The 24,439-nt window shown below is 32.0% G+C and carries 22 protein-coding genes and 1 pseudogene; 14 read left to right on the top strand and 9 right to left on the bottom strand.

Annotated elements, in window-relative coordinates:
* The first annotated feature begins 1 nt into the window (after position 1).
* Positions 2-979, top strand: coding sequence for a DJ-1/PfpI family protein (locus tag KO500_RS15190; RefSeq protein ID WP_215957413.1), 978 nt, complete (start codon positions 2-4; stop codon positions 977-979).
* A gap of 83 nt (positions 980-1,062) precedes the next feature.
* Positions 1,063-1,611: a PAS domain-containing protein gene (locus tag KO500_RS15185; protein WP_215957412.1), complete on the top strand. Its 549-nt coding sequence runs from the start codon at positions 1,063-1,065 to the stop codon at positions 1,609-1,611.
* A gap of 26 nt (positions 1,612-1,637) precedes the next feature.
* Here KO500_RS15185 and KO500_RS15180 read toward each other — a convergent pair whose 3' ends face one another.
* Positions 1,638-2,561: a hydrogen peroxide-inducible genes activator gene (locus KO500_RS15180; protein WP_215957411.1), complete on the bottom strand. Its 924-nt coding sequence runs from the start codon at positions 2,559-2,561 to the stop codon at positions 1,638-1,640.
* Positions 2,562-2,663: 102 nt separating this feature from the next.
* Between KO500_RS15180 and KO500_RS15175 the strand changes: the two genes are divergently transcribed.
* Positions 2,664-4,184, top strand: a complete 1,521-nt coding sequence (locus tag KO500_RS15175) for a catalase (protein WP_215957410.1) — start codon at positions 2,664-2,666, stop codon at positions 4,182-4,184.
* A 65-nt stretch (positions 4,185-4,249) separates the two neighbouring features.
* Positions 4,250-4,765: an ankyrin repeat domain-containing protein gene (locus KO500_RS15170; protein WP_215957409.1), complete on the top strand. Its 516-nt coding sequence runs from the start codon at positions 4,250-4,252 to the stop codon at positions 4,763-4,765.
* Between the two features lie 77 nt (positions 4,766-4,842).
* Here the strand turns inward: KO500_RS15170 and KO500_RS15165 are convergent, their stop codons facing one another.
* Genes KO500_RS15165 through proC form a run of 3 tightly spaced genes read right to left on the bottom strand, consistent with a single transcriptional unit; the run spans position 4,843 to position 7,655 of the window.
* Positions 4,843-6,042 (bottom strand): glutamate-5-semialdehyde dehydrogenase, encoded by a 1,200-nt coding sequence (locus KO500_RS15165; protein ID WP_215957408.1) that lies wholly within the window; start codon positions 6,040-6,042, stop codon positions 4,843-4,845.
* A gap of 22 nt (positions 6,043-6,064) precedes the next feature.
* On the bottom strand, positions 6,065-6,844 hold the full coding sequence (proB, locus tag KO500_RS15160) for a glutamate 5-kinase (RefSeq protein ID WP_215957407.1): 780 nt from the start codon (positions 6,842-6,844) through the stop codon (positions 6,065-6,067).
* Positions 6,845-6,848: 4 nt separating this feature from the next.
* The gene (gene proC, locus KO500_RS15155; RefSeq protein WP_215957406.1) at positions 6,849-7,655 is read right to left on the bottom strand and encodes a pyrroline-5-carboxylate reductase; all 807 of its coding nucleotides are present in this window, start codon (positions 7,653-7,655) and stop codon (positions 6,849-6,851) included.
* A 375-nt stretch (positions 7,656-8,030) separates the two neighbouring features.
* Here proC and KO500_RS15150 point away from each other — a divergent pair, with 375 nt between their 5' ends.
* The 4 genes and pseudogenes from KO500_RS15150 (at position 8,031) to KO500_RS15135 (ending at position 10,694) form a co-directional block, all read left to right on the top strand.
* The gene (locus KO500_RS15150; RefSeq protein WP_215957405.1) at positions 8,031-8,909 is read left to right on the top strand and encodes an alpha/beta hydrolase; all 879 of its coding nucleotides are present in this window, start codon (positions 8,031-8,033) and stop codon (positions 8,907-8,909) included.
* Positions 8,910-8,919: 10 nt separating this feature from the next.
* Positions 8,920-9,858: a 2-hydroxyacid dehydrogenase gene (locus KO500_RS15145; RefSeq protein ID WP_215957404.1), complete on the top strand. Its 939-nt coding sequence runs from the start codon at positions 8,920-8,922 to the stop codon at positions 9,856-9,858.
* Positions 9,859-9,917: 59 nt separating this feature from the next.
* Positions 9,918-10,303, top strand: a pseudogene (locus tag KO500_RS17620) (VOC family protein).
* Positions 10,304-10,355: 52 nt separating this feature from the next.
* Positions 10,356-10,694, top strand: a complete 339-nt coding sequence (locus tag KO500_RS15135) for a TM2 domain-containing protein (RefSeq protein WP_215957403.1) — start codon at positions 10,356-10,358, stop codon at positions 10,692-10,694.
* Between the two features lie 73 nt (positions 10,695-10,767).
* Here the strand turns inward: KO500_RS15135 and KO500_RS15130 are convergent, their stop codons facing one another.
* From KO500_RS15130 to KO500_RS15120, 3 genes are all read right to left on the bottom strand, one after another.
* A complete protein-coding gene (locus KO500_RS15130; RefSeq protein ID WP_215957402.1) occupies positions 10,768-12,603 on the bottom strand; it encodes a GNAT family N-acyltransferase in 1,836 nt (611 codons plus the stop codon).
* 102 nt (positions 12,604-12,705) lie between these two features.
* On the bottom strand, positions 12,706-13,956 hold the full coding sequence (locus KO500_RS15125) for an aspartate kinase (protein WP_215957401.1): 1,251 nt from the start codon (positions 13,954-13,956) through the stop codon (positions 12,706-12,708).
* Entirely contained in the window at positions 13,953-14,432 is a 480-nt protein-coding gene (locus KO500_RS15120; RefSeq protein ID WP_215957400.1) for a GNAT family N-acetyltransferase, read from the bottom strand. The genes KO500_RS15125 and KO500_RS15120 overlap by 4 nt, the downstream gene beginning before the upstream one ends.
* 187 nt (positions 14,433-14,619) lie before the next feature.
* On the opposite strand from KO500_RS15120, the gene fbp reads away from it, so the two are divergent.
* The gene (fbp, locus tag KO500_RS15115) at positions 14,620-15,618 is read left to right on the top strand and encodes a class 1 fructose-bisphosphatase (protein WP_215957399.1); all 999 of its coding nucleotides are present in this window, start codon (positions 14,620-14,622) and stop codon (positions 15,616-15,618) included.
* 69 nt (positions 15,619-15,687) lie between these two features.
* Here the strand turns inward: fbp and KO500_RS15110 are convergent, their stop codons facing one another.
* Positions 15,688-16,113, bottom strand: a complete 426-nt coding sequence (locus KO500_RS15110) for a TerB family tellurite resistance protein (protein ID WP_215957398.1) — start codon at positions 16,111-16,113, stop codon at positions 15,688-15,690.
* Positions 16,114-16,269: 156 nt separating this feature from the next.
* Between KO500_RS15110 and KO500_RS15105 the strand changes: the two genes are divergently transcribed.
* The 5 genes from KO500_RS15105 (at position 16,270) to KO500_RS15085 (ending at position 22,963) form a co-directional block, all read left to right on the top strand.
* Positions 16,270-17,298, top strand: a complete 1,029-nt coding sequence (locus KO500_RS15105; protein ID WP_215957397.1) for a ligase-associated DNA damage response exonuclease — start codon at positions 16,270-16,272, stop codon at positions 17,296-17,298.
* A gap of 3 nt (positions 17,299-17,301) precedes the next feature.
* On the top strand, positions 17,302-18,945 hold the full coding sequence (locus KO500_RS15100; RefSeq protein WP_215957396.1) for an ATP-dependent DNA ligase: 1,644 nt from the start codon (positions 17,302-17,304) through the stop codon (positions 18,943-18,945).
* Positions 18,946-18,952: 7 nt separating this feature from the next.
* Positions 18,953-21,415 carry a ligase-associated DNA damage response DEXH box helicase gene (locus tag KO500_RS15095; RefSeq protein WP_215957395.1) on the top strand — a complete coding sequence of 821 codons (2,463 nt, stop codon included), beginning with the start codon at positions 18,953-18,955 and terminating at the stop codon, positions 21,413-21,415.
* A 33-nt stretch (positions 21,416-21,448) separates the two neighbouring features.
* A complete protein-coding gene (gene pdeM, locus KO500_RS15090; protein ID WP_215957394.1) occupies positions 21,449-22,093 on the top strand; it encodes a ligase-associated DNA damage response endonuclease PdeM in 645 nt (214 codons plus the stop codon).
* 66 nt (positions 22,094-22,159) lie between these two features.
* Positions 22,160-22,963 (top strand): tryptophan-rich sensory protein, encoded by an 804-nt coding sequence (locus KO500_RS15085; protein WP_215957393.1) that lies wholly within the window; start codon positions 22,160-22,162, stop codon positions 22,961-22,963.
* Positions 22,964-22,990: 27 nt separating this feature from the next.
* Here KO500_RS15085 and KO500_RS15080 read toward each other — a convergent pair whose 3' ends face one another.
* Positions 22,991-24,343, bottom strand: coding sequence for a dihydrolipoyl dehydrogenase family protein (locus KO500_RS15080; protein ID WP_215957392.1), 1,353 nt, complete (start codon positions 24,341-24,343; stop codon positions 22,991-22,993).
* Positions 24,344-24,439: the final 96 nt, after the last annotated feature.

Raw genomic sequence — 24,439 nt, 5'->3', positions numbered from 1 at the left:
AATGAAAAAATACTTGACTTTATTAATAATATGTCTAATTGTTATTTCTTGTAATTCAACAAATGAAAAGAAATCAAAAGAAAAAACTATTGTTGATAGCGAACATCCTATTGATCTTTTTACTCCACCAAAAGTTGAAATAAAAACCGTAGGTATTTTACTTTACGATGGTTTTGCTAATTTAGACGCGATAGGCCCTTACGCTGTGTTTAGTGCCATGATTGGAACAAACGTGTTTTTTGTAGGCCTAAAATCTGGTATAGTTACTGATGCTCGAGGAATAAAAATACAAGTAGACAGCACTATTTATGACACTAAACATTTAGATGTTTTAGTTATTCCTGGTGGTTTTAAAGAAACACTTGAATTAACTAAAAACGAAGTTTTATTAAACTGGATTCGTGATATTGATAAAACATCAAAATATACTGCTAGTGTTTGTACTGGTGCTTGGATTTTAGGTGCCACAGGTTTATTAGAAAGCAAAGAAGCTACTACACATTGGTATGCAAAAGGTGTTTTAGCTGAAAAATATGGCGTAAAATTAAAAGATGCTCGATATGTTAACAGCGGAAAATATTGGACAAGTGCCGGCGTAACTGCCGGTATGGATATGAGCCTTGCTATGTTAAATGAAATTATGGGCGAACAATACACCAAAATGGTAATGCTAGATTTAGAATACGATCCTAAACCACCAATTATAGGCGGTAGCGAACATAATACAGATAAAAAAATAGTTGAAGCTGTTAGAAGTATGTATGATAGTGGTTTACAGTCTATTTTAAATTCTGACGAAACCAAATCAATTACGTATCAACTTGACAATAATAAGGATTTTGTTTGCCGCATGCCATTATCCGAAAAAGTTACAGATACTGTACATATTAATAATAAAATTTACGGTTTTTGTTCAAAGGTCTGTAAAGATTTATTTAGAGAAGATACCGCTAAATATTTGAGTCTAGGAACAAATTAAAAACACTGATTTAATTATAAAACAAATTTGGTTTTAGCGCCTATTAATTAAATTGGTTATTTTTAAAGCTCAAAACTAAAATTATGAAGAACAATCTTTCTGAAATGACTTCTTTAGATATGAGTTTAGCTACAATTCAAAAAAACGAAGAAGTCAAACCTTCGAAAGGGAAGGCCATGCCGTTACTAAGCTGGGATATTTTTAGACAGTATGATTCTTTAACTCAAGAAAAATTTCAATTAAAAAATGATATTGAAGAAGTAAAAATTTTAGCTAAAAAATCAAATTGGAAAAATGAGTTTGAAACTATTTTTAATGACAATAATTTTGAAGCTATTGTTATAACGGATTTGAATAAGAATATAGTTTGGATTAATGATGGATTCGCAGCAATGACTGGTTACTCAAAAGAAGAAACCATTAATAAAACACCTAACTTTTTACAAGGAAAAAACACCTCTGATAAGAGCAGAAAAAACTTTAGAAGACAGCTTAATAAGTTAGAACCATTTACAGAAGTTATTACCAACTATAGAAAAGACAATTCCGCATACAAATGTGAGGTGAAAATTTTCCCATTATATAATAAAGAAGTAACTCATTTCTTGGCTATTGAAAGAGAAGTAATCTAGACCTGAAATACAAGTAAGTAAGTAATTTATCTCCAATTAATTTTCATAAAACGTTGATTCTTTTCAAAATCATCAGGTATTTGTTTTAATATTTCAGTCCGTAAAACATCTAACAAAACACCTTTACTAAAAGAATGGTGAGTAACTAAACTTACTTCTCTAACTGGTTTCGGTTCTGTAAAATGTAATATATGCCCAGCATCATTATCACTTATTGCCATTTCGGGCACCAAAGTAAAGCCTCCATAATTATCAACCATCTTTTTTAAGGCCTCAATTGAACCACTTTGAAACTGTACACTTCTAGTAGCATCAAGATTGCCACAAATATTTAAAACTTGGTTTCTAAAACAATGCCCTTTTTCCAAAAGCCAAACATTATCCATACTTTCAATATCATGTACCGAAATAAATTTCTTTTCACTTTCTATTTCATTTTTATTCCCATAAAATACAAATGGCTCATTATAAAGTTTTATTTCTCTAATAAAAGGTTCATTTAATGGTGTAACTAATATACCCATGTCAATTTCCTTTTTCTGTAAAGCCTCTATAATTTGGTCGCTTTCCATCTCTTGAATTTTTAAAATGGTATTCGGATATTTTTCAGAAATAGAACCCGAAATTAAAGGAATTAAATAGGAAGATATAGTAGGAATAACTGCAATCTTAAATTCACCTTCAATATTATCAAGCTCAATACTCACCATGTTTTTAAGTTCGCTAACTTCAGCTAATATAACTTTACATTTTCTAATAAAAAGTTCACCCAAATCTGTGGGTTTAAATGGTGATTTACTTTTGTCAAAAATTAAAAAACCAATTTCGTCTTCCAATTTTTTTACCTGGATGGTAATTGTAGGTTGAGTTACAAAACACTTTTCGGCTGCAGTAACAAAATGTCTGTAGGTGTCTAACGCAATTACATATTCTAATTGTTGAAGTGTCATCTCTTATTGATTTTAGCAATACAATGATATAAACTATTAATTTGATTAATGACTGTTTGCGATTGATATTTGTGCTCTCATTATAAATTAAATCTATTAAAAATGAAAAAAAAATTAACTACGCTAATTATGCTTTCCATTGCATTAGTTGGTTTTTCACAAACTAGTGAAGTAATGACCACAAATGGTGGTGTCCCTGTAGGCGACAATCAAAACTCAAAAACCGTTGGTGAATACGGTCCTGTTTTATTAGAAGATATTCACCTAATAGAAAAATTAGCTGCCTTTGATAGAGAGCGTATTCCAGAACGTGTTGTGCATGCAAGAGGCGCAGGTGCTTTTGGAGTATTTGAAGCTTCAGCCGATATGTCTCAATTTACAATGGCAGCACCTTTTCAGCAAGTTGGAAAAACAACGGAAATAGCAATTCGGTTTTCTACTGTTGTACATGGAAAAGGGTCGCCAGAAACAGCTAGAGATCCAAGGGGTTTTGCAGTAAAATTTTATACAGATCAAGGTAACTATGATATAGTTGGAAATAATTTCCCAACCTTTTTTATTCGTGATGCTATTAAGTTTCCAGATATGGTTCATGCATTTAAACCATCTCCTGTTACAAACAAACAAGATCCTAACAGGGTGTTCGATTTCTTTTCGCATTTGCCAGAAGCCACTCATACTTTAACATTGTTATATTCTGATTATGGAACACCTGCAGGGTATCAATTTATGAATGGTAGTAGTGTGCATGCGTTTAAATGGATTAATAATAAAGGTGAAATGACTTATGTTATGTATCACTGGGAATCTAAACAAGGGCAGAAAAATTTAACTGCAACCGAAGCTGAAATACAGCAAGGTAAAGATTGGCAACATGCAACAGTTAGTTTACGTAATGCTATTGATAGTAAAAATTACCCTCAGTGGGATTTATACGTGCAAATGATTAAACCAGAAGATATTCATTCTTTTGATTTCTGGCCTTTAGATGCAACTAAAGATTGGCCAGCCGATAAAATTGAGCGTATTAAAATTGGAACAATGACGCTTAATAGAAATCCAATTAACTTCTTTCAAGAGGTGGAATCTGTAGCATTTGCACCAGGGTCATTAATTCCAGGGGTACAAGCTTCAGAAGATAAATTATTACAAGGTCGTTTATTTTCTTATTTCGATACTCAAAGACATCGTTTAGGTCCAAACTTCCAACAAATTGAGGTAAATAAACCAAAACAAAAAGTAGTTAATTATAATTCTGATAGTTATTCAAGTTCTAGAAACGATGAGTTTGATAACCCAGATGTTAACTATCAACCAAGTTCAAGAACTGGTGTGTCAGACACAGAGCAATATAAATATGTTCAAGAAACTTTAAAGAATGTAACTATAACTCAGCAAAAAATTACAAAGACAAATGATTTTGGTCAAGCAGGAGATTTTTACAGATCGTTAACAAAAAAAGAACAAGAAAACTTAATAAGTAACCTAGCAGGAGATTTAGCTAAGGTAAAAGATAAAAACACACAGAAAACCATGATTACTTATTTCTATAAAGCAGATAGAAATTATGGTATGAGTTTAGCAAAAGCACTTGGTTTTTCTATGAAAGATTTCATGAATTAGAATTAATTAAACTAAAAAAAGAGGAAGTCTTTTAAGTTCTTCCTCTTTTTAAAAATTTAACTACTATGAAAAATTTATTAGTATTGATATTATTTATTTGTTCAACAGGCATTTATGCACAATCTATTTTTGAAGCGTCAAGAAATGGCAATTTAGAAGAAATTAAATTGCTTTACAAAACCAATAATGATGTTATAAACTCAGTTGACAATAAAGGCTTTACTCCTTTAATTTTAGCTTCTTATAATGACCAGCCAGAAGTGGTTACTTTTTTATTAGAAAATGGAGCCGCAGTAAATGCAAAAGATTTGTCAGGTAACACAGCACTTATGGGTGTCTGTTTTAAAGGCAACTTAGAAATTGCAAAAATGCTTGTCAATAATGGAACCAATATCAACCAAAAAAATTACAATGATGCTACTGCATTAATTTACGCTAGTACGTTTGGTCATACAGAAATAGCTACATTTTTACTTGAGAATAATGCTGATAAGAATATTACTGATAATAGAGGTAATACTGCATTAACACACGCTAAAATGCAAGGTAATGCTGCAATAGTAACGTTATTATCAAAATAAGAGTTTAGAACACACTTAGGTATTTGAGTTTTATAAAACCCTATAATTAAGTGTGTTCTAAAATTCTTTAAAAAAAATTAAACTCTTACCTGTCCGTCACCAAAAACATAGTATTTATTGGTCACTAATTGTTTTAAACCTAACGGACCTCTATGATGAAGTTTATCTGTACTAATAGCTAGTTCTGCACCAACTCCCATTTGACCGCCATCAGTAAATCTTGTTGATGCATTGTGATACACAGCAGCACTATCAACATTTTGCATAAAATTCATTGCTTCAATTTTATTTTCAGTAATTATTGAAGCGGAATGCTTACCAGAATATTTATTAATAACGTGAATTGCTTCATCTAGAGATTCAACTTCTCCTATTAGTAATTTTAAAGCCAGAAATTCTTCATACCAAACATCTATATCTGAAACAGTTTCTTTCTGTGAAAGAACATCAGAAACCTTATCATCTACTAAAATTTCAACCTTATATTTCTCTAATTTCTCTTGTAGCATTTTAAGCTTCGTCTCATATTCCGGAAGGTTTTTATTTATCAAAACCTTATCTAAAGCATTACAACCTGATATTTTATCCGTTTTTGCATTAATTATCACATTAACAGCTTTGCTCCAGTCTGCATTTTCAGACACATACAAAAAGTTATTTCCTCTACCACTCACCAATACCGCACAGCTAGCGTGAGCTTTAACAAAATTGATTAAACGTTCTCCTCCACGAGGTACAATTAAATCTAAAGGCTCAGTTGGGTTTCTTAAAAACTCTTGTGTTTCTTCACGTTTTAAATGAAGTAGTTTAATCCAATCTTTTGTTAGTCCGTTTTCCGTTAATGCCTCGTGCCAACATTTTTCTAAAAATATATTACTATTAAAAGCTTCTTTACCACCTTTTAATAATATCTTATTATTGGCTTTAAATGCCAACACTGTAGCTTCAATAGTTACATCAGGTCGAGACTCATAAATTATAAGTATGGTGCCAAAAGGAGCTGTTGTGTTTACAATATTTAAATTATTTTTTAATGTTCTGTTTGAAATTTCATTACCAACAGGGTCACTTTGTTGCATTACGGCTTTAACAGCGGCAATCATTTCATCAACTTTTTTATCGTCAACAACAAGCCTGTCATAAAGCGCTTGATCTTCTCTTTGAAAAGCATCAAGATCCTTTTTATTTTCTGATATGATATTTTTACGTTCCCGTTCTAAAATATCAATCATTGATTTTAGAACTTTGTTTTTTATATCTGTACTTATAAGTTTCATACTATTTTATTTTGAAATTTATTTAGGCACAAATGAACTTTGTACCTACTTTTTTATCTTTCACAATATCAATAATTACATTCTCACGTTTTCCATTAGCTATATACGTTGGAATGTTTTTACGGGCTGTACCTTTGGCTATTCTTAATTTTGATGCCATACCACCACGGCCTTCTCCTTCTTTTTTAACAGAACCTTGCACATACTGCTCTACATTTTCGTTAGTTTTAACCTCATTAATCACCTCAGAGTCATCATCATCAGGGTGACCAGTGTATAAGCCATCCATATCTGAAAGAATAATTAATCGATCAGCATCAATTAATTCTGCTACTAAACTTGCTAACTCATCATTGTCAGAAAACATAGACATGGTCAATGAAACAGCATCATCTTCATTTGCTATTGGAATGACTCCTTCTGATAAAAGCCCCTCATAACAATTGATCATATTATCACGGTGCTTTCCTATATCAAAATCTCTTTTAGTTGCTAAAACCTGCGCACATCTCATTCCGTAATCATGAAAGATACTATAGTAATAGTGCATCATACGTGGTTGACCTACCGAAGAATATACCTGACGTCTAATAGATTTATCTTCTATTTGTGTGTCACCTAATATTTCCATTCCGGCAATTGCTGAACCTGATGACACTAAAACCACTAAAATTCCTTCTTCATATAAAGCCGAAATCTGCCTCACTAATTCTCTTAAAACTGGCCCTAATATTCTGTTATCTTTATTAGTTAATACATTGGTTCCTACTTTGACAACCACACGTTTTATTCCGTCACTCATAATTTTATTTTTCTTTTCCTAATTCTACTGCTCTATCAAAAGCAGCATAAGCTGCATCTTGTATAAGTTGTTTCACATTGTTATCGTCCATTGAATCTATAGCTGCTTGCGTTGTACCTCCTTTTGACGCAACACGATCAATCCAGCTTTCTGGAGATAAGTTAGACTGGTTAAACAATTCAATTGCACCTTCAAATGTGTTACTCACCAATACTTTAGAATCGTAATCAGAAAAGCCCATTTTTAAAGCCGCTTCTAACATAGATTGCATAAAATAAAATACATAAGCTGGGCCACTACCAGATATACCTGTAGATGCATCAATAAATTTTTCTGTATTTACATGAATTGAAGTCCCAGTGGTATCTAATAAATTTCTAATAAGAATAAGTTCAACATTTGAAACAACCTCAGATGCTGTATATGAAGTAACACCTTTACCTACTAATGCTGGTAAATTAGGCATGGTTCTAACTATTTTTTTTACGCCCAATTTTTGCTGAATGGTATCAATCGTAACACCCGCCATTAAAGACACAAAAATTTGACTATCATTTACCATAGCCTTCATTTGCTCAAACAAATTATCGCTATGATAAGGTTTTACAGCAATAAATACGATATCTGCCTTAGGTAAGCAATCATCTAAAGTGTCAAAAACATTGAATCTTGAATCTGCACGAAGGGTTTCATTTTTTTTAGGATCGGTATCAAATATTCTTAATTTGTGTTTACTAAGAAGAGGAGATGTGGCCATACCTTCAGAATATGTTAAGCCCATATTACCTGCTCCAATAACTAATACTTTCATTTTTAATTTATTTTTCCCAATTAACCACAAGAACTGATCAGAAGAGGGTATAAAAATTAATAGTCTTGAAAGTTTATTACATCTTAACCATATCTGCCATATGATTTAAATATTCAAATTATTTAAAACTAATCGTTTAGAATCTAACAATTAGAAAAAAATATTCCCGACAATATGTCGGTGTCAAAATGTAATAATTAACACGAAAAATGCTTTAAAACGAAAATTTGAATCTCAAAAATTTCAACATTTTTACTATAAAAAATATATAAAATGAATAAAAATCTTTAAAAACATCACAAAACCCACCAAATTTTGAAATAAAACATCAAAGTAAAATATGTAAATTTGAGCTTATAAATTTCACTAAATATTATGCTTCTACAAAAACGTTTACTTTCTTTATTTTCCATCTTAGTTTTTATAGGAAGCATTCAGGCAAAAGACTATGAACCTCATAAAAAAGTATTATATAAAGTAATAAACGGAGATAGCCTTTACCTACATATATACCAACCTAAATTACAAACAAAGCCTACTGCAGCAATTGTTTTTTTCTTTGGTGGTGGCTGGGCAGTTGGTAATCCTAACCAATTTTACCAACAAAGTGAATATTTAGCCTCAAGAGGAATGCTAGCAATTAGTGCTGAATACCGAATTAAAAAGAAGCATGGCACTACTCCATTCGACTGTGTTGAAGATGGTAAATCCGCCATAAGATGGGTGCGCGAGCATGCTGACGAATTGAATGTTGACCCTGAAAAAATTGTAGCAAGTGGAGGTTCTGCAGGAGGACATATTGCTATTTGTACTGCTTTAATTGAGGGACATGAAAATAGCAATGAAAACTTAAAAATTAGCTCTAAACCCAATGCAGTAATTGGTTACAATCCTGTTTTTGATACTACTGAAAAAGGTTATGGAAGCAAAAAAGTAGCGGGTCGTGAAAAGGAAATTTCACCTTGTCACCAAATTAAAGCTAAGTTACCGCCAATGCTCAACTTTCATGGTGAAGCAGATAAAACGGTCCCTTTTGAAAATGCACAACGTTTTACCAGGTTAATGAACGAGGCTGATAATAAATGTGAATTGGTTTCGTTTAAAAATGTTGGTCATGGTTTTTTTAATGGTGATTATTTTACCGAAGGAAAAGGTGATAAATATTTTAACTTAACCATGTATGAAACCGATATCTTTTTATCAGAATTAGGATATTTAAAAGGAAAACCTACATTAGAAAAAAATATAGATTAAATATAAAAACATGCGAGTATTACATTTAGATGTAAATCATCCACTTATTATTGAACAATTTAATGAGTTAGGATATATAAATGATGAAGATTACACGTCATCAAAAGAAGAAATTGAAGCTAAAATTCATGAATACGATGGTATTATCATCAGAAGTAGATTTACGCTTGACGCTAGCTTTTTAAATAAAGCAACAAACCTTAAATTCATTGGGCGTTTAGGTGCAGGTTTAGAAAATATTGATACTGATTACGCTAAAGACAAAAATATATTTTTAGCAGCAGCACCTGAAGGAAATAGAAATGCTGTTGGTGAGCACGCATTAGGCATGTTACTATCGCTTTTTAATAAATTGAATAGTGCTGATCAAGAAGTACGAAATGGAAAATGGGATAGAGAAGGTAACAGAGGTATTGAGCTTGATGGTAGAACAGTGGGTATTGTTGGATATGGTAATATGGGAAAAGCTTTTGCTAAAAAACTTCGTGGTTTTGATGTTGAAGTAATATGTTATGATATACAAGGTGGTGTTGGTGATGAAAATGCACGCCAAGTTGGTATTATGGAATTCCAACAAAGATGCGACGTAATTAGTTTGCACGTACCACAAACAGAGTCTACTATTAAAATGATAAACAGTGAATTTATTGATGGTTTTCAAAAACCTTTCTGGATTATCAATACCGCTAGAGGTAAATGTATTATTACTGAAGATTTAGTTGAAGCTTTAAAATCAAAAAAAGTATTAGGTGCAGGACTTGATGTTCTTGAATATGAAAAATCATCATTTGAAAACATGTTTTCTGATAATGAGTTGCCTGAAGCTTTTAAATATTTAATTGAAGCTGAAAATGTTTTATTAACACCGCATGTTGGTGGTTGGACGGTAGAAAGTAAAATAAAACTAGCCCAAACAGTAGTTGATAAAGTAAAAGAAAAATTTATGTAAATTTTTAAACACAGGCATTATAAGTCTTAAATAAATTAGTATTTATAAAACCAATGCTTATGAAAAATAGAGTAACTGGCTTAGGTGGATTCTTTTTTAAAACTAAAGATCCTGAAACAACTAAAAATTGGTATAAAAATCATTTAGGTTTAAACACCGATAAATACGGTTCCACTGTTTAGTAAAAAAATAAAGAAGGGAGCGACTGTTCTACAAAATGGAGCCCTATGAAAGATGATACTATATATTTTTACAAAAAAAATCATCGTTTATAATGAGTTGCTAGGTAGAAAACCTTGTAGAGCTATTAGCCGTTTTAAAAGAAGAAGGTGTAACTATTGTAAGTGAAACTAAAGAATACGAATATGGAAAATTTGGCTGAGTTTTAGATCCTGATGGAAACAAAATTGATCTATGGAAGCCAATTGACAGTGCTTTTAAGTAGTATAAAAATAAATTATTACATTTATAGAATTAATAACAAAACAAACAACCTAATGTCAGAAGAAAGTAACAATTTTGAAAACAAAGCTGAGGAGTTCTCCAATGAAGCTAAAAAAACAGTAAATGAATTCGCAGATGGCTTAAACAAAAGTGTTTCTGGTGAAGAAAATAAAAAAGTAATTGCTGGTCTTTTAGGTATATTTTTCGGGTATTTAGGTATTCACAAATTTATTTTAGGATATACTAAAGAAGGAATTATTCAAATTATCGCTAGTATAGTAACTTGTGGAGGTGCTGGTATTATTGGATTTATTGAAGGAATTATTTACCTAACAAAATCTGACGAAGAATTTTACAATACGTACCAAGCAGGAAGAAAACCTTGGTTCTAAATACTAGAGTTTAAAATACTTAAAAAGCCAAATCTTTTCAGATTTGGCTTTTTATATTTATGAACTTTTTTAATTAATCTTTAATTAAATCGCTATTAGAACCGTTTGCTAATTTACGTTCTAATTCTTCTTGAAATTCTTCCATAACGGGCTTTACCGTACTTTCTGGCAAATCTGATATTTTAATATACATTAAACCATCAACTGAATTATTAAAAAGCGGATCTACATTAAAAGCCACCACTTTAGCATTTTGCTTTATGTACTTTTTTATTAAAACAGGCAAACGTAAACTACCTGGTTCAACCTCATCAATCAACCTATCAAACTTATTTAAATCTGCCTGAGTTTCATCAAAAACAAACTCTTTATCTGCATCTTTAAGTTTTACTTTAAACTCTTTTTTAGGGCGTATATACTGTGCTACATATGGATCCCAATAGTTAGATTTCATAAACTCAATCATTAATGATTTTGAAAAATTTGAAAACTGATTACTAATACTTACACCACCAATTAAATATTGATGCTCGGGGAAACGTAATGTAGTATGTACAATACCTTTCCATAACAAAAATAAAGGCATTGGTTTTTGCTGGTAAGCTTTTACTATATATGCCCTACCCATTTCAATAGAGTTTTGCATCATAGAATAAAGCTCAGGCTCCACCCTAAATAAATCGTGCACATAAAAACCATCAATACCATATTTTGCATAAATTTTTGAACCTAAACCCATTCTATATGCTCCAACAATAGTTTTTTCAGTGTCATCCCACAAAAACAAATGATGGTAATAACTATCAAACTGATCTAAATCTATCGCATTATTCGTTCCCTCACCAATAGCTCTAAAAGTTACTTCACGTTGCCTACCTATTTCTTGCAAAATCATAGGCATATCTTTTTCAGTAGCTAAAAACACTTCGTAATTTTTACTCTGCAATAATCTACAATCTTTCTGACGTAGTTTTACAACTTCTTCTTCTATTAATTCCGGACTTATAGCTGTAGCAATTTTACGTGGTGCTTTCGGTAGTTTTAATGAAGTTGGTATTTGTTCTCTAATACGCTCAGTTAATCGCTCTTTTTCGTAAGCATTAGAAAGCATGTACGTCTTTCTACGTAAAAAATCAGTATACTCTTCAAGAGTTTTATGTTCTTTTTGAACCTTTACCGAAATTGGTTGTCCTATTCTAATTTTAATTGGTCTGTGTTTTTGTGAAAATACTTCTGAAGGTATTTTTGCTGATCTAAAAACATCACTAAACTTGGCTAAACGATAAAACAATCGGCTATTTTTTGCGTGAAAATAGATAGGTACAACTGGTACTTCTGCTCTTTTAATTAATTTAATGGCAGCCTCTTCCCAAGGTTTATCAACTATTAATTTACCATCTTTAATTGTAGATACTTCACCTGCAGGAAATACACTTAATGGATTTCCGTTTCTTAAATGTAATAATGCGTTTTTAAAACCTCCTAAACTACTTTTAGCATCTTTATGATTTTCAAAAGGATTTACAGGAATTATAAATGGTTTTATAGGCTCCATTCTTTGTAATAAAAAATTAGCCATTATTTTAAAATCTGGTCTAGCTTTAGCCATCAGTTTGATTAAAATAATACCGTCTACACCACCTAGCGGATGGTTAGAAACAGTTACAAAAGCACCATCTTTAGGCAAGCGCTTTAGCTCTTCTGTAATTACTTGATAGTCAATTTCAAAATACTCAATAATTGCTTGGCTATAAGCATCAACGTCTAAATGGCTTATGGTATCGTAAAACTTATTTATACGAGATAATCTAGTCACTTTCATAAGCAACCAACTTATAAAAGTTCCTATAAAACCATACTTATCTAAATGAATAGCTTTTGATATTTCCTTTGCGGTTACTAAACCCATATTCTATAACACATTTTACTGTTGTGCTAATATAGCGAAATCGGAAGATGGCAAAAGCTATTTTTTAGTTTTTTCTATAAAATACAAGGGTAATTTTCTAAATTATTTTACTACAAGTTGCACAGTTTCTTTACCACGTTGCTCTAAAATAATTTCCTTCCCATTTTGTAATGATGAAATTGCTTCAGCATTAAAGTGTCTAATTGTGTATAATGACACACCTTCGTGATGCGAAACTTTAAATTTACTTTTCAAAGCATCTAAAAGTTGATTTAAACAATCAAATTTATTTTCAAAACATACTGAAAAGCTAATCGCAGAATTCTGAATTAAATCTACTTTCATTTTATAATCAGACAATAGTTTAAAAAGCTCGCTAATATTATCTTCAACAATAAAAGAAAAATCTAATGATGATAATTTCATCAACACTTGATTCTTTTTAACAATAAAGCAAGGTACTTTTGGCTCTATTCCATTCCCTTTACCTACAACAGTACCAGGGTTTTTAGGGTTTAAAAATGATTTAACATGCAACGGAATTTCTTTACGTTGTAAAGGTTGTAATGTTTTAGGGTGAATTACAGATGCACCGTAAAATGCCAACTCGATAGCTTCTTTATATGAAATTTTATTCAGCAACTCAGCATTTTCAAAATAACGCGGATCAGCATTTAAAACTCCAGGAACATCTTTCCAGATAGTAACATCTGTTGCATTCAAACAATAGGCTAAAATAGCTGCAGAATAATCAGACCCCTCACGACCAAGTGTAGTTGTAAAGTTATTATCATCACTCCCAATAAAACCTTGAGTAATATATAGCTTTGTTTTATCTATTGATTTTGTAACGTTGCTTTGTGTCTTTTCCCAATTGATAGCCGCGTCACGGTAATTCCCATCCGTTTTAATAACGTCTCTAACATCTAACCAATTACTAGTAATGCCAACTTCATTTAAGTAGGCATTAATTATAGTCGTTGAAACCAACTCACCATAACCAATAACTTGGTCGTAAACAAAACTATACTTTGGTGATTTGTTCCATGCTAAAAAGCCTTGAACCTCTTCAAATAATAATTTTACTTGTTTGAATATAGGATGCTTATCATTCTCAAAAAGATCCATTAAAATATCATTATGAAATTTTAAAACTTCTTGAATGGCGTAAGCAACTCTTGGTTTATCTTCAAAATAACTACTAATAACTGTTTCCATTGCATTGGTTGTTTTTCCCATTGCAGAAACAACAACTAATGTATTTTCATAACCAACTTTATTTAGTACACTAACTACATTTTTTACACCATCTGCATCTTTTACCGATGCTCCTCCGAACTTAAAAATTCTCATAAATTTGCTATATAATTTTTAATACCATTCTCATCTAGCTGAACAACATCCCAGTCGCGCATAACATTGGCACCTTTACTCTCATAAAATTTAATGGCAGGCTCATTCCAATCAATTACCTCCCAATTAATACGTTTAACACCTAATTTGTTTCCGTATTTAACTACTTCGTTTAATAATGCAGTACCCAAACCTGAACCACGCATGCTATCTGTAACTATTAAATCTTCAAGATGAATAATTGGCCCTTTCCAAGTAGAGTATCTATTATACACTAATGCCATACCCTTTATAACTCCATCAGATTCTGCTACAAAACAATGAAAACGAACATTTGCTCCAAAGCCATCTCTCTCTAAATCAGAAACAGTAACCTCAACAGCATCAGCCTCTTTCTCAAATACTGCCAACTCATTAATAAGCTGTAATACTTGTGGCATGTCTTCTTTTTTTGCATCACGAATTACATATTCCATACTACTATTATTATAAATTACTTAAAAACAAAGGGGTTATTTTCATTATATAATAACAAAAATATCCTTCATTTTAACTTTGTTACAAACATAACACTAAGTTATAAATTTAAAAAACATAAATACTACGAAAACGTTGTAGTTTCACAAAAAATACGATATTTGTAAGTATATAAACACTATTCAAATGACTAAACAGTATAAAACATTAGGCGAATTTATAATTGAAAATCAAGATTCTTTTAAATATTCATCAGGGGAGCTATCTCGTTTATTAAACGGATTAAGACTAGCAGCCAAAGTAGTTAACCATGAGGTTAATAAAGCTGGTTTAGTTGATATTTTAGGGGAGGCAGGAGACACTAATATACAAGGTGAAAACCAACAGAAATTAGATGTTCTAGCTAATGAAAAATTTATTCAAACACTTAGAAAACGTGAGATTGTTTGTGGTATCGCTTCTGAAGAAGAAGATGACTTTATAAGTATCAATAGTTTTGACAATAACAACCAAAACAAGTATGTTGTTTTGATTGATCCATTAGATGGCTCTTCAAATATTGATGTAAATGTATCTGTTGGCACTATATTTTCTATTTACAGACGTGTTACACCCGTTGGAAGTCCTGTTACTATGGACGATTTTTTACAGCCTGGAACAAAACAAATTGCTGCTGGTTATATTGTTTACGGTACTAGTACTATGCTCGTATATACTACAGGCGACGGAGTAAACGGCTTTACACTTAACCCAGCACTAGGTACATTTTATTTATCACACCCAGGCATGAAATTCCCTGAAACAGGAAATATATACTCCGTAAATGAAGGTAATTATGTTCATTTTCCACAAGGTGTAAAAGATTATATTAAGTATTGCCAAAAAGAAGAAGATGACAGACCGTATACGTCTCGTTATATTGGATCGTTAGTTTCTGATTTTCATAGAAACATGATCAAAGGTGGTATTTACATGTACCCAACAAGTAGTAAAGCACCTGAAGGAAAACTTAGATTATTATACGAATGTAACCCTATGGCGTTTATTGCAGAACAAGCGGATGGCTTAGCTAGTGATGGTAAACAACGTATTATGGAAATTGACCCTAAAGAGTTACACCAACGTGTTCCTTTTTTCTGTGGAAGTAAAAAAATGGTCGAAAAGGCTAAAGAATTTATGAAATAACCTTAAACCCTGTAATAAACCAAAAAAAGGGAGCAAATTGCTCCCTTTTTTTTATAATATAATGTTGAATTATTTATTCTTTACGAAATATAAATATTCATCAAAATCAAACTTACCACTAAATAATCGTATTGATCTACTAATAACTTCTTTAGCTTGTTCACTTGAAAAACCTAAACCCAAAGCATATTTTTTAATCAAAATCATTTCTTCATCATCAATTTCATGATCAGCAAATATTATTTTAAACAAATCAAATAAACGTTCTAATCTTTTCTCAGAATTGTTTGGTGGATCAATAGGGTATTGATTTTTTTGGTCCATTACTTCTGAGTATTCTTTATCCGTAATATCTAGTTTTCTAGCAAAACGATCTAACAACTCTTTTTCTTTAGGGTTTACTTCTCCATCAACACTTGCTAAAGTTGCAATTGATGCAAAATGTGCTAAATTTCTACTGTGCTCACCACTACTATATAAATCTACAAAAGACATAATTTAATTTTTATGGGGGCAAATATAATTTTTTTCGAGTTCATTACTTATCTTAAAATGGAATATTTTAGAACTTTAAAATTCCATTTTACAATTTGTAAATAGTTTTTTTATCAATTAAACAATTAACCTTGTTTAATTTACAAAAATCACAAAATGAATAACCCATTATTAGAATTTACCGAAAAAGGCATTTATTGTAGTGAAGCAAAAGTGTACTTAGACCCTTGGAAACCTGTTGAAAAGGCAATAATAACTCACGGCCATGCTGATCATAGCCGTTGGGGACATAAAAAATACATTACACACCACACCAACGTACCTATTATAAAACATAGATTAGGCGATATAAATGTAAGCGGTGTAAAATGGAATGAGACATTTACCATTAACAATGTAAAATTTAGTCTTCATCCTGCAGGACATATTATTGGATCGTCGCAAGTGCGAGTTGAACACAAAGGTGAAGTTTGGGTATTTACTGGTGATTATAAAACTGAAGATGACGGAATATCAACATCCTACGAAATTGTAAAATGTGATACCTTCATTACAGAATGTACATTTGGGTTGCCTGCATTTAAATGGACGCCTCAGCAAGAAGTAATGGACTCTATTAATAATTGGTGGTTAGAAAATCAAGCAGAAGGTAAAACTTCTATTCTCTTCGGATATAGTTTAGGCAAAGCACAACGACTTTTAAAATATTTAAACCCTGAAATTGGCAAAATTTATACTCACGGTGCTATTGAAAAAATGACCGAAGTATTGCGTCCTATCGTTGACTTCCCTGAAACTACACTAATAACTCGCGAAACACAAAAAAAAGAATTACTTGGGAATATTGTTTTAGCACCACCTAGTGCACATGGTAGTACTTGGATTCGTAAGATGGTCCCTTATGTTACGGGCTCAGCAAGTGGATGGATGACTTTTAGGGGTGCAAGAAGAAGACGCGCAATTGATAAAGGTTTTGTTTTAAGTGATCACTGTGATTGGACTGGCTTGTTAGATAGTATAAATGCTACTGGTGCTGAAAAAATAATTTGCACACATGGTTATACTGATATTTTCTCAAAATATTTAAGAGAACAAGGTTATGACGCTAGAACTGAAGAAACGCAATATGGGGAAGATGAAACAGCATCAGAAAATGAAGTGGAATTAGTTCAATCTAAACAATAGAAAATGAAAAAATTCGCATCCCTAATAAAAACACTAGACAGCACTACAAAAACAAATACGAAAGTTTCCGCATTAGCGGCTTATTTTGTTGATGCTAATGATGAAGATAAAGTCTGGACGATTGCAATTCTATCCCACCGAAGACCTCCACGACCCGTAAACACGACACTTTTAAGACAATGGGCTTCTGAACTATCAAAAATACCCATGTGGCTTTTTGAAGAAAGTTATCATATTGTTGGTGATTTAGCAGAAACCATAGCTCTTGTTATTCCTTTTGCTGCAAAAGAAACTGATAAAAGCTTAACTCAGTTTTTAAATGAAATGATTCTTTTAAAAAAGAAATCAGAAGAAGATAAAAAAGCATACCTATTTGAAAACTGGGAGTCACTAGATTATTATGAACGTTTTGTGTTCACAAAACTAATTACAGGTGGTTTTCGAATTGGTGTGAGTCAGAAATTAATGACTAAAGCATTATCAAAAGCTACTGGAATAAATGAAGATATTCTCGCTTATAAATTGATGGGTAATTGGGACCCGAGTGCTATTACTTTTCAAAAATTGGTTCTTGAAGAAAATAAAAGTGACTACCTATCAAAACCTTATCCTTTTTATTTAGCCTATGCCATAGAAAATGAAGTAGAAGATTTAGGAGATGTAAATGAATGGTCGGCCGAACATAAGTGGGATGGCATCCGGTCACAAACTATATTTAGAAATGATGAATTTTTTGTTTGGAGCCGTGGTGAAGAACTCGTTACCGATAAATATCCAGAGTTTGAAACATTGATTGGGATTATACCAAATGGAACTGTTATTGATGCAGAAATTTTGCCTTTCACTGAAAATACTATCGGAACTTTTAATGATTTACAATCGCGAATTGGGCGAAAAACAGTCACTAAATCACTTTTAAAAAAGGTGCCTGTAATTTTAAAAGCATATGACTTATTAGAGTGGGAAGGTAAAGATATTAGGCAATTGCCTTTTGTTGAACGGAGAAAATTACTTGAGAAATTATTCCGTAAAGTAACTTCAAATAATGAAAATTTACCGTTACATCTTTCTGAAACTATCAGTTTTGATAATTGGGAAGCAGTTGCTGAAGAAAGAGAGAAATCAAGAGAACTACATAGTGAGGGGTTAATGTTAAAGCGTAAAAATTCACCTTATCAAGTTGGTAGAAAAAAAGGCGATTGGTGGAAATGGAAGGTCGATCCTTTAACTATTGATGCCGTATTAACGTATGCAATGCGAGGGCATGGTAGAAGAAGTAATTTATTTACTGATTATACTTTTGCTTTATGGAATGAAAACGAAGATGGAAAAAAAGAATTGGTAACTTTTGCAAAAGCTTACTCCGGATTAACAGATGCTGAGTTTAGAAAAGTTGATGCTTGGATTAAGAAAAATACCTTAGAACGCTATGGTCCTGTTAGAAGTGTAACTCCTGAACATGTATTTGAAATTGCTTTTGAAGGTATCGCTTTGTCTAAAAGACATAAAAGTGGTATTGCTACTAGGTTCCCTAGGATTTTACGTTGGCGAAAGGACAAAAAAATTGATGAAGCCAATACTTTGGCTGATTTAAAAGCATTGATCCCTACCATAAAAAAAGTAGCTAATGAAAATGTGAAATCATAAGTCTTTTATGAATAGAGAAGAATTATATACCATTGCCGAAAATTGGTTTCAAGAAAACAACTGGACACCGTTCAAATTTCAAAAAGATACTTGGAAAGCTTTTCTACAGGGTAAAAACGGATTACTTAATGCACCAACGGGTAGCGGAAAAACATATGCACTTTGGTTTCCTATTATCTTAAACTACATTAAATCAAACTCTGAATATCAAACAAAACATAAGAAAGGTCTAAAAGCTATATGGATTACTCCATTGCGTGCATTATCTGATGAAATTCGGCAATCGGCAGATCGGGTTTCTCAAGATTTAGGAACACAAATGACTGTAGGTATACGTACTGGCGATACTTCAACAAAAGAAAGAGCTTCCCAGAAAAAGAATATGCCCGATTTATTAATTACAACTCCTGAAAGTTTGCAATTATTACTCGCAACAAAAGGATATGCTAAAATTTTTAAAGATTGTACTGCGATTGTAGTAGACGAATGGCACGAACTCTTAGGGACAAAAAGAGGTGTGCAAATGGAGTTAGCTTTATCTCGACTTAAAGCTACTTCTAAAAAATTACGCATTTGGGGAATTTCAGCAACCATTGGTAATTTGGATCAAGCTCGAGAAGTGTTATTGGGTACAGAATCTAAAGCTTTAGAAAATTCGGTATTAATTAAAGCTAAACTGAACAAAAAGATTACCGTAAAAAGTGTTATTCCTAAAAAAATGGAAACTTTTCCGTGGCGTGGTCATTTAGGATTGCATTTATTAGAAGATATAATTCCTATTATAAACACCAGTAAAACTACGCTTCTATTTACAAATACCAGAAGCCAATGTGAAATCTGGTTTCAAAAAATATTAGAAAGTCACCCTGAATTTGCTGGTGAAATAGCCATGCATCATGGTAGTATAAATAAAGAAACACGTTTATGGGTTGAACAAGCGATAAGAAACTCAAGTTTAAAAGCTGTTGTTTGTACTTCTAGTTTAGATTTAGGTGTTGATTTTGCACCAGTGGAAACCGTAATTCAAATTGGTGGTCCCAAAGGTGTCGCTCGTTTTTTACAGCGAGCAGGCCGTAGTGGTCACCGCCCAGGTAAAGAAAGTGTCATTTACTTTTTACCTACGCACGCTATAGAACTTATTGAAGCTTCGGCGCTACAACAAGCTGTTAAACATACTGTTGTTGAAGATCGAATGCCGTATTTAAGTAGTTATGATGTATTACTACAATACTTAACCACATTAGCTATTTCTGATGGATTTTACCCTAACGAGATTTATGATGAAGTGGTTAAAACGTTCTGCTATCAAGCTTTAACAAAAGAAGAGTGGCAATGGCTACTAAATTTTGTGGTAATGGGTAGCCAAAGTCTTCAAACTTATGATGAATATAAAAAAGTTGAGATTGAAGAAGATGGGAAATTTAAAGTGAACAACAGGGGAATAGCTATGCGACATCGATTTCAAATTGGGACAATTGTGGGTGATGCAAACTTGACTGTTAAATATCAAAAAGGAGGATACATTGGCTCTATTGAGGAGTTTTTTGTTTCTAAATTATCACCTGGTGACATTTTTACTTTCGCTGGGAGAAACCTAGAATTTATAAGAATTAAAGACATGCAAGTACATGTTAGAAATTCTAATAAAAAAACGAACAAGGTGCCAAGTTGGATGGGCGGTCGGTTAACTTTTTCAGCACAAATGTCAGATCTACTTCGTGAAGAATTGTATAAAGCTTCAGCTAACAAAAAATTGAGTCCTGAATTAAAAGCCTTAAAACCCATATTTGATAGGCAACAAAAAGAAAGTATTGTTCCAAAACCTAATGAATTTTTAATTGAGACATTTAAATCGCGTGATGGGTATCATCATATATTTTACCCTTTTGAAGGTCGATTTGTGCATGAAGCAATGGGCAGTTTATTAGGTTATAGAATTAGCTTACTTGCCCCTATAACATTTTCACTAGCTTTTAATGATTATGGTTTTGAGCTACTTTCTGACAAGGAAATCGACATGCAACAAGTATTAGACAATAATCTTTTTTCAACAGATTATATGCTCAGTGATTTACAGAAAAGCTTAAATGCTACTGAAATGGCACGTAGAAAATTTAGAGACATCGCCGTAATCAGCGGACTAGTATTCACAGGCTACCCAAATAAAAATATTAAAATGAAACATTTGCAAAGTAATTCACAACTACTATTTGATGTTTTTAGAGATTATGAAGCGGACAATTTATTATTTAAACAGGCATTTACTGAAACTTTTGAGCATCAATTGGAAGAAGGACGTTTGAGATTAGCATTAGAACGTATTGAAAAACAAGATATTATTTGGAAGTCTTGCAGTAAACCAACACCATTTTCATTCCCGATAATTACTGATAGATTGCGTGAAAAATTATCAAGTGAAAAATTAGCCGATAGAATAAAACGAATGACGGCAATACTCATGAAAAAGTAAATATGCTTTTGTATTCCGTATTTTTGTACCTGAATGACTGAAACAATACGTATAGAAAACAACACATTTATAATGCACTGCTATGGTGCATTATTTTGGAAAGAAAAGTCGTTTTTAATTATTAGCGACGTACATTTAGGTAAGGTTTCTCATTTTAGAAAACATGGTGCTGCAGTACCGCAAAGTGCAATCCATAAAAATTTTGAACTATTAAGTGACGTAATTGACTATTTTAAACCCGACCACGTTTGCTTTCTGGGTGATTTATTTCATTCGTCAATAAATAATGAATGGCAATTATTTGAAAACTGGGTAGCAACTATTAATTCGCAAATTTTATTAGTTATTGGTAATCACGATATTATTTCTCCCGTAAAATATGAAGCCTTACATATTAAATTAGCTTCTGAAATAATTATTGACAATTTCTTGTTCACACATCACCCTGAAGAAAGAGAAAAATTTTATAACTTTTCGGGTCATATTCATCCTGCTATAAAACTGAAAGGTTCTGGTAGGCAAATTTTAAAGCTGGCTTGCTTTTTTTGTAGCAAAACACAAATGATTTTACCTGCGTTTGGAGAATTTACAGGTACATATACATTACAACCTACTAAAGAGCATCAAGTTTTTGTAATTGCAAAAGATGAAATTTTTAAAGTTAATCTATCAGAATAATTATTATAGTCTATTTTATATTCGATTACATTAATAGTAATATTTAAAAGAAATTAATTTCACTGTATGAAAAAGAAACTAGCAATTTTAAATTCGGTATCAGTACTATTTGTAATATTGATTAATTACCTATCTCAAGCACTAGAATTTAACAACACTACAATTGGTGACATAAGTAACAAATACGATAACCTTTTTACACCTGAAGGTTATGCCTTTGCGATTTGGGGACCTATTTTTTTAGCATTAATAGGTTACGCAATTTTTCAAGTAAAACGTGCTTTTTTTAGTGATAAAAAATCTGACTTTATTATTCAAACAGGGTATTGGTTTGCTATCGCAAATTTCTTAAATGCATTTTGGGTATTGGCTTTTGTATACGATTATACTGGTTTATCTGTTTTAATCATGCTAGGTATACTTTTTTCATTAATAAAAATAATTTTGAATACAAACATGGAACGTTGGGACGCTCCAATTGAAGTTATTGCATTGGTATGGTGGCCAATTTGTGTTTATAGTGGATGGATTTCTGTTGCAACCATAGCAAATACAGCCGCTTACTTTTCAAAAATAGGTTGGCAAGGTGGTTTCTTGACTGAAATTCAATGGACAATTGCAATGATTATTATAGCGACAATCATCAATTTATTAATTACTTACAAGCGTAATATGCGTGAATTTGGTTTGGTAGGAATTTGGGCATTACTTGCCATATTTGTGCGACACAGTAAAGACCATACGGCAATTGCTTATACTGCATTAATTTGCGCAATACTTATATTTATCGTTACAATGTCGCATGCTTACATAAATAGAAAAAGTGGCCCTACTGTAAAATTAAAAGAACGATTAAACAAAGGCAAGTAAAATTAATTACTTGCCAGCAAATCATAATTATAACATTTTATTTAAATCGTACGACCAAGAAGGGTAAGTAAATACGACCTCTTTAACATCGTCAGTAGTCATTCCCATTTTTATTGCCATTGAAAATAAATTAATTGTTTCTCCGGCGTGCGGACCAACAATATGTGCACCAACAATTTCATTGGTACGTTCATTTATAATTATTTTAAATCCATAAAGTGGTGCATTAATTCTACCCGCATTAAACCAATCTGTTGCTATATCAAAATTTACAATGACATTTTTATATCTTTTCTTTGCTTCTTCTTCGCTATAACCAACTGATGCCATATTTGGCAATGTATATACAACTGATGGTATTACAGGTGTATCAATTTTAGTCTTGTTTCCATTTACAATATTAGCAATTACCGTTTTAGATTCAGGACCTGTCATCGAAGTCAACGGTAAGCCGTGATCAGAAACATCACCACAAATATAAACACTCTTGTTTGTCGTGCTTTGCAAATAATCGTTTACAGCTAATCCTTTTTTTCCTTCTGTAACATTACCATTCTCGACTGCTAAACTTTCAATATTTGGCACACGACCAGCGGTATTAAATACCATTTTTGCTTTTACGTGTTCGGCTTTACTATTATCAGTATTGAAGTGTACTTTAAACTTTTTCTTCCCTTTTACTACCTTGTCAACTTTTGCGTCAAGTATAAATTTAATTCCAAGTTCTTTGGAATACGCTATAAGTTTATCAACTAAATCAGGATCAAAACCATCTAATGGTTTTTCATGTGAATGAATTACAGTAACTTTTACGCCACAACGTGCCGCTATGTGAGCAAACTCCATCCCAATATAACCACCGCCAACAAAAACCATAGATTTAGGAAGCTTTTTTAAACTTAAAAAATCCTCACTCGTTTTCATATACTTAGCTCCATCAATTGGTAATTCTATAGGTTTTAAACCAGTCGCAATTACAATTTTAGAGGCTTCAATAATTTTATCACCAACACTTAACGTGTTTTCCGTTAAAAAAGAAGCATTCCCTTCATAAATATCTACCCCATTATCTTTTAAATTATCAATTGAACCACTAGGGATTGGTTTTGTAAATGATGTTTTAAATTTTTGCATTTGCTTCCAAGAAAATTCAGGTATATTTAAAACTCCTTTTCCTTTCATATCAGTTGCTAATTCTAAAACTTCGGTTGAAGCTAATAGTACTTTTTTTGGATCACAGCCTCTTAAAGGGCATGTGCCACCATATTCTCGTTTTTCTGTAATTGCTACTTTTAGTCCTTCATTTGCGCAAGAATTTGCAACTGCTTGCCCTGCACTGCCTCCACCGATAACAAAAACGTCGTATTTTTTATTTGCCATTGCCTAATCTTTTTTATAATTCACAATTTCTAGTTTTTATAAGACAATAATTGATTCATATTGATTAAAAATGAACGCAAAGCATTTAAGTTCTAT

Source organism: Cellulophaga baltica (assembly GCF_018861125.1).
Lineage (GTDB): Bacteria > Bacteroidota > Bacteroidia > Flavobacteriales > Flavobacteriaceae > Cellulophaga > Cellulophaga baltica_A.
Note: the sequence above shows the minus strand (reverse complement) of the source record. Positions and strands in the feature narration are given on the sequence as shown.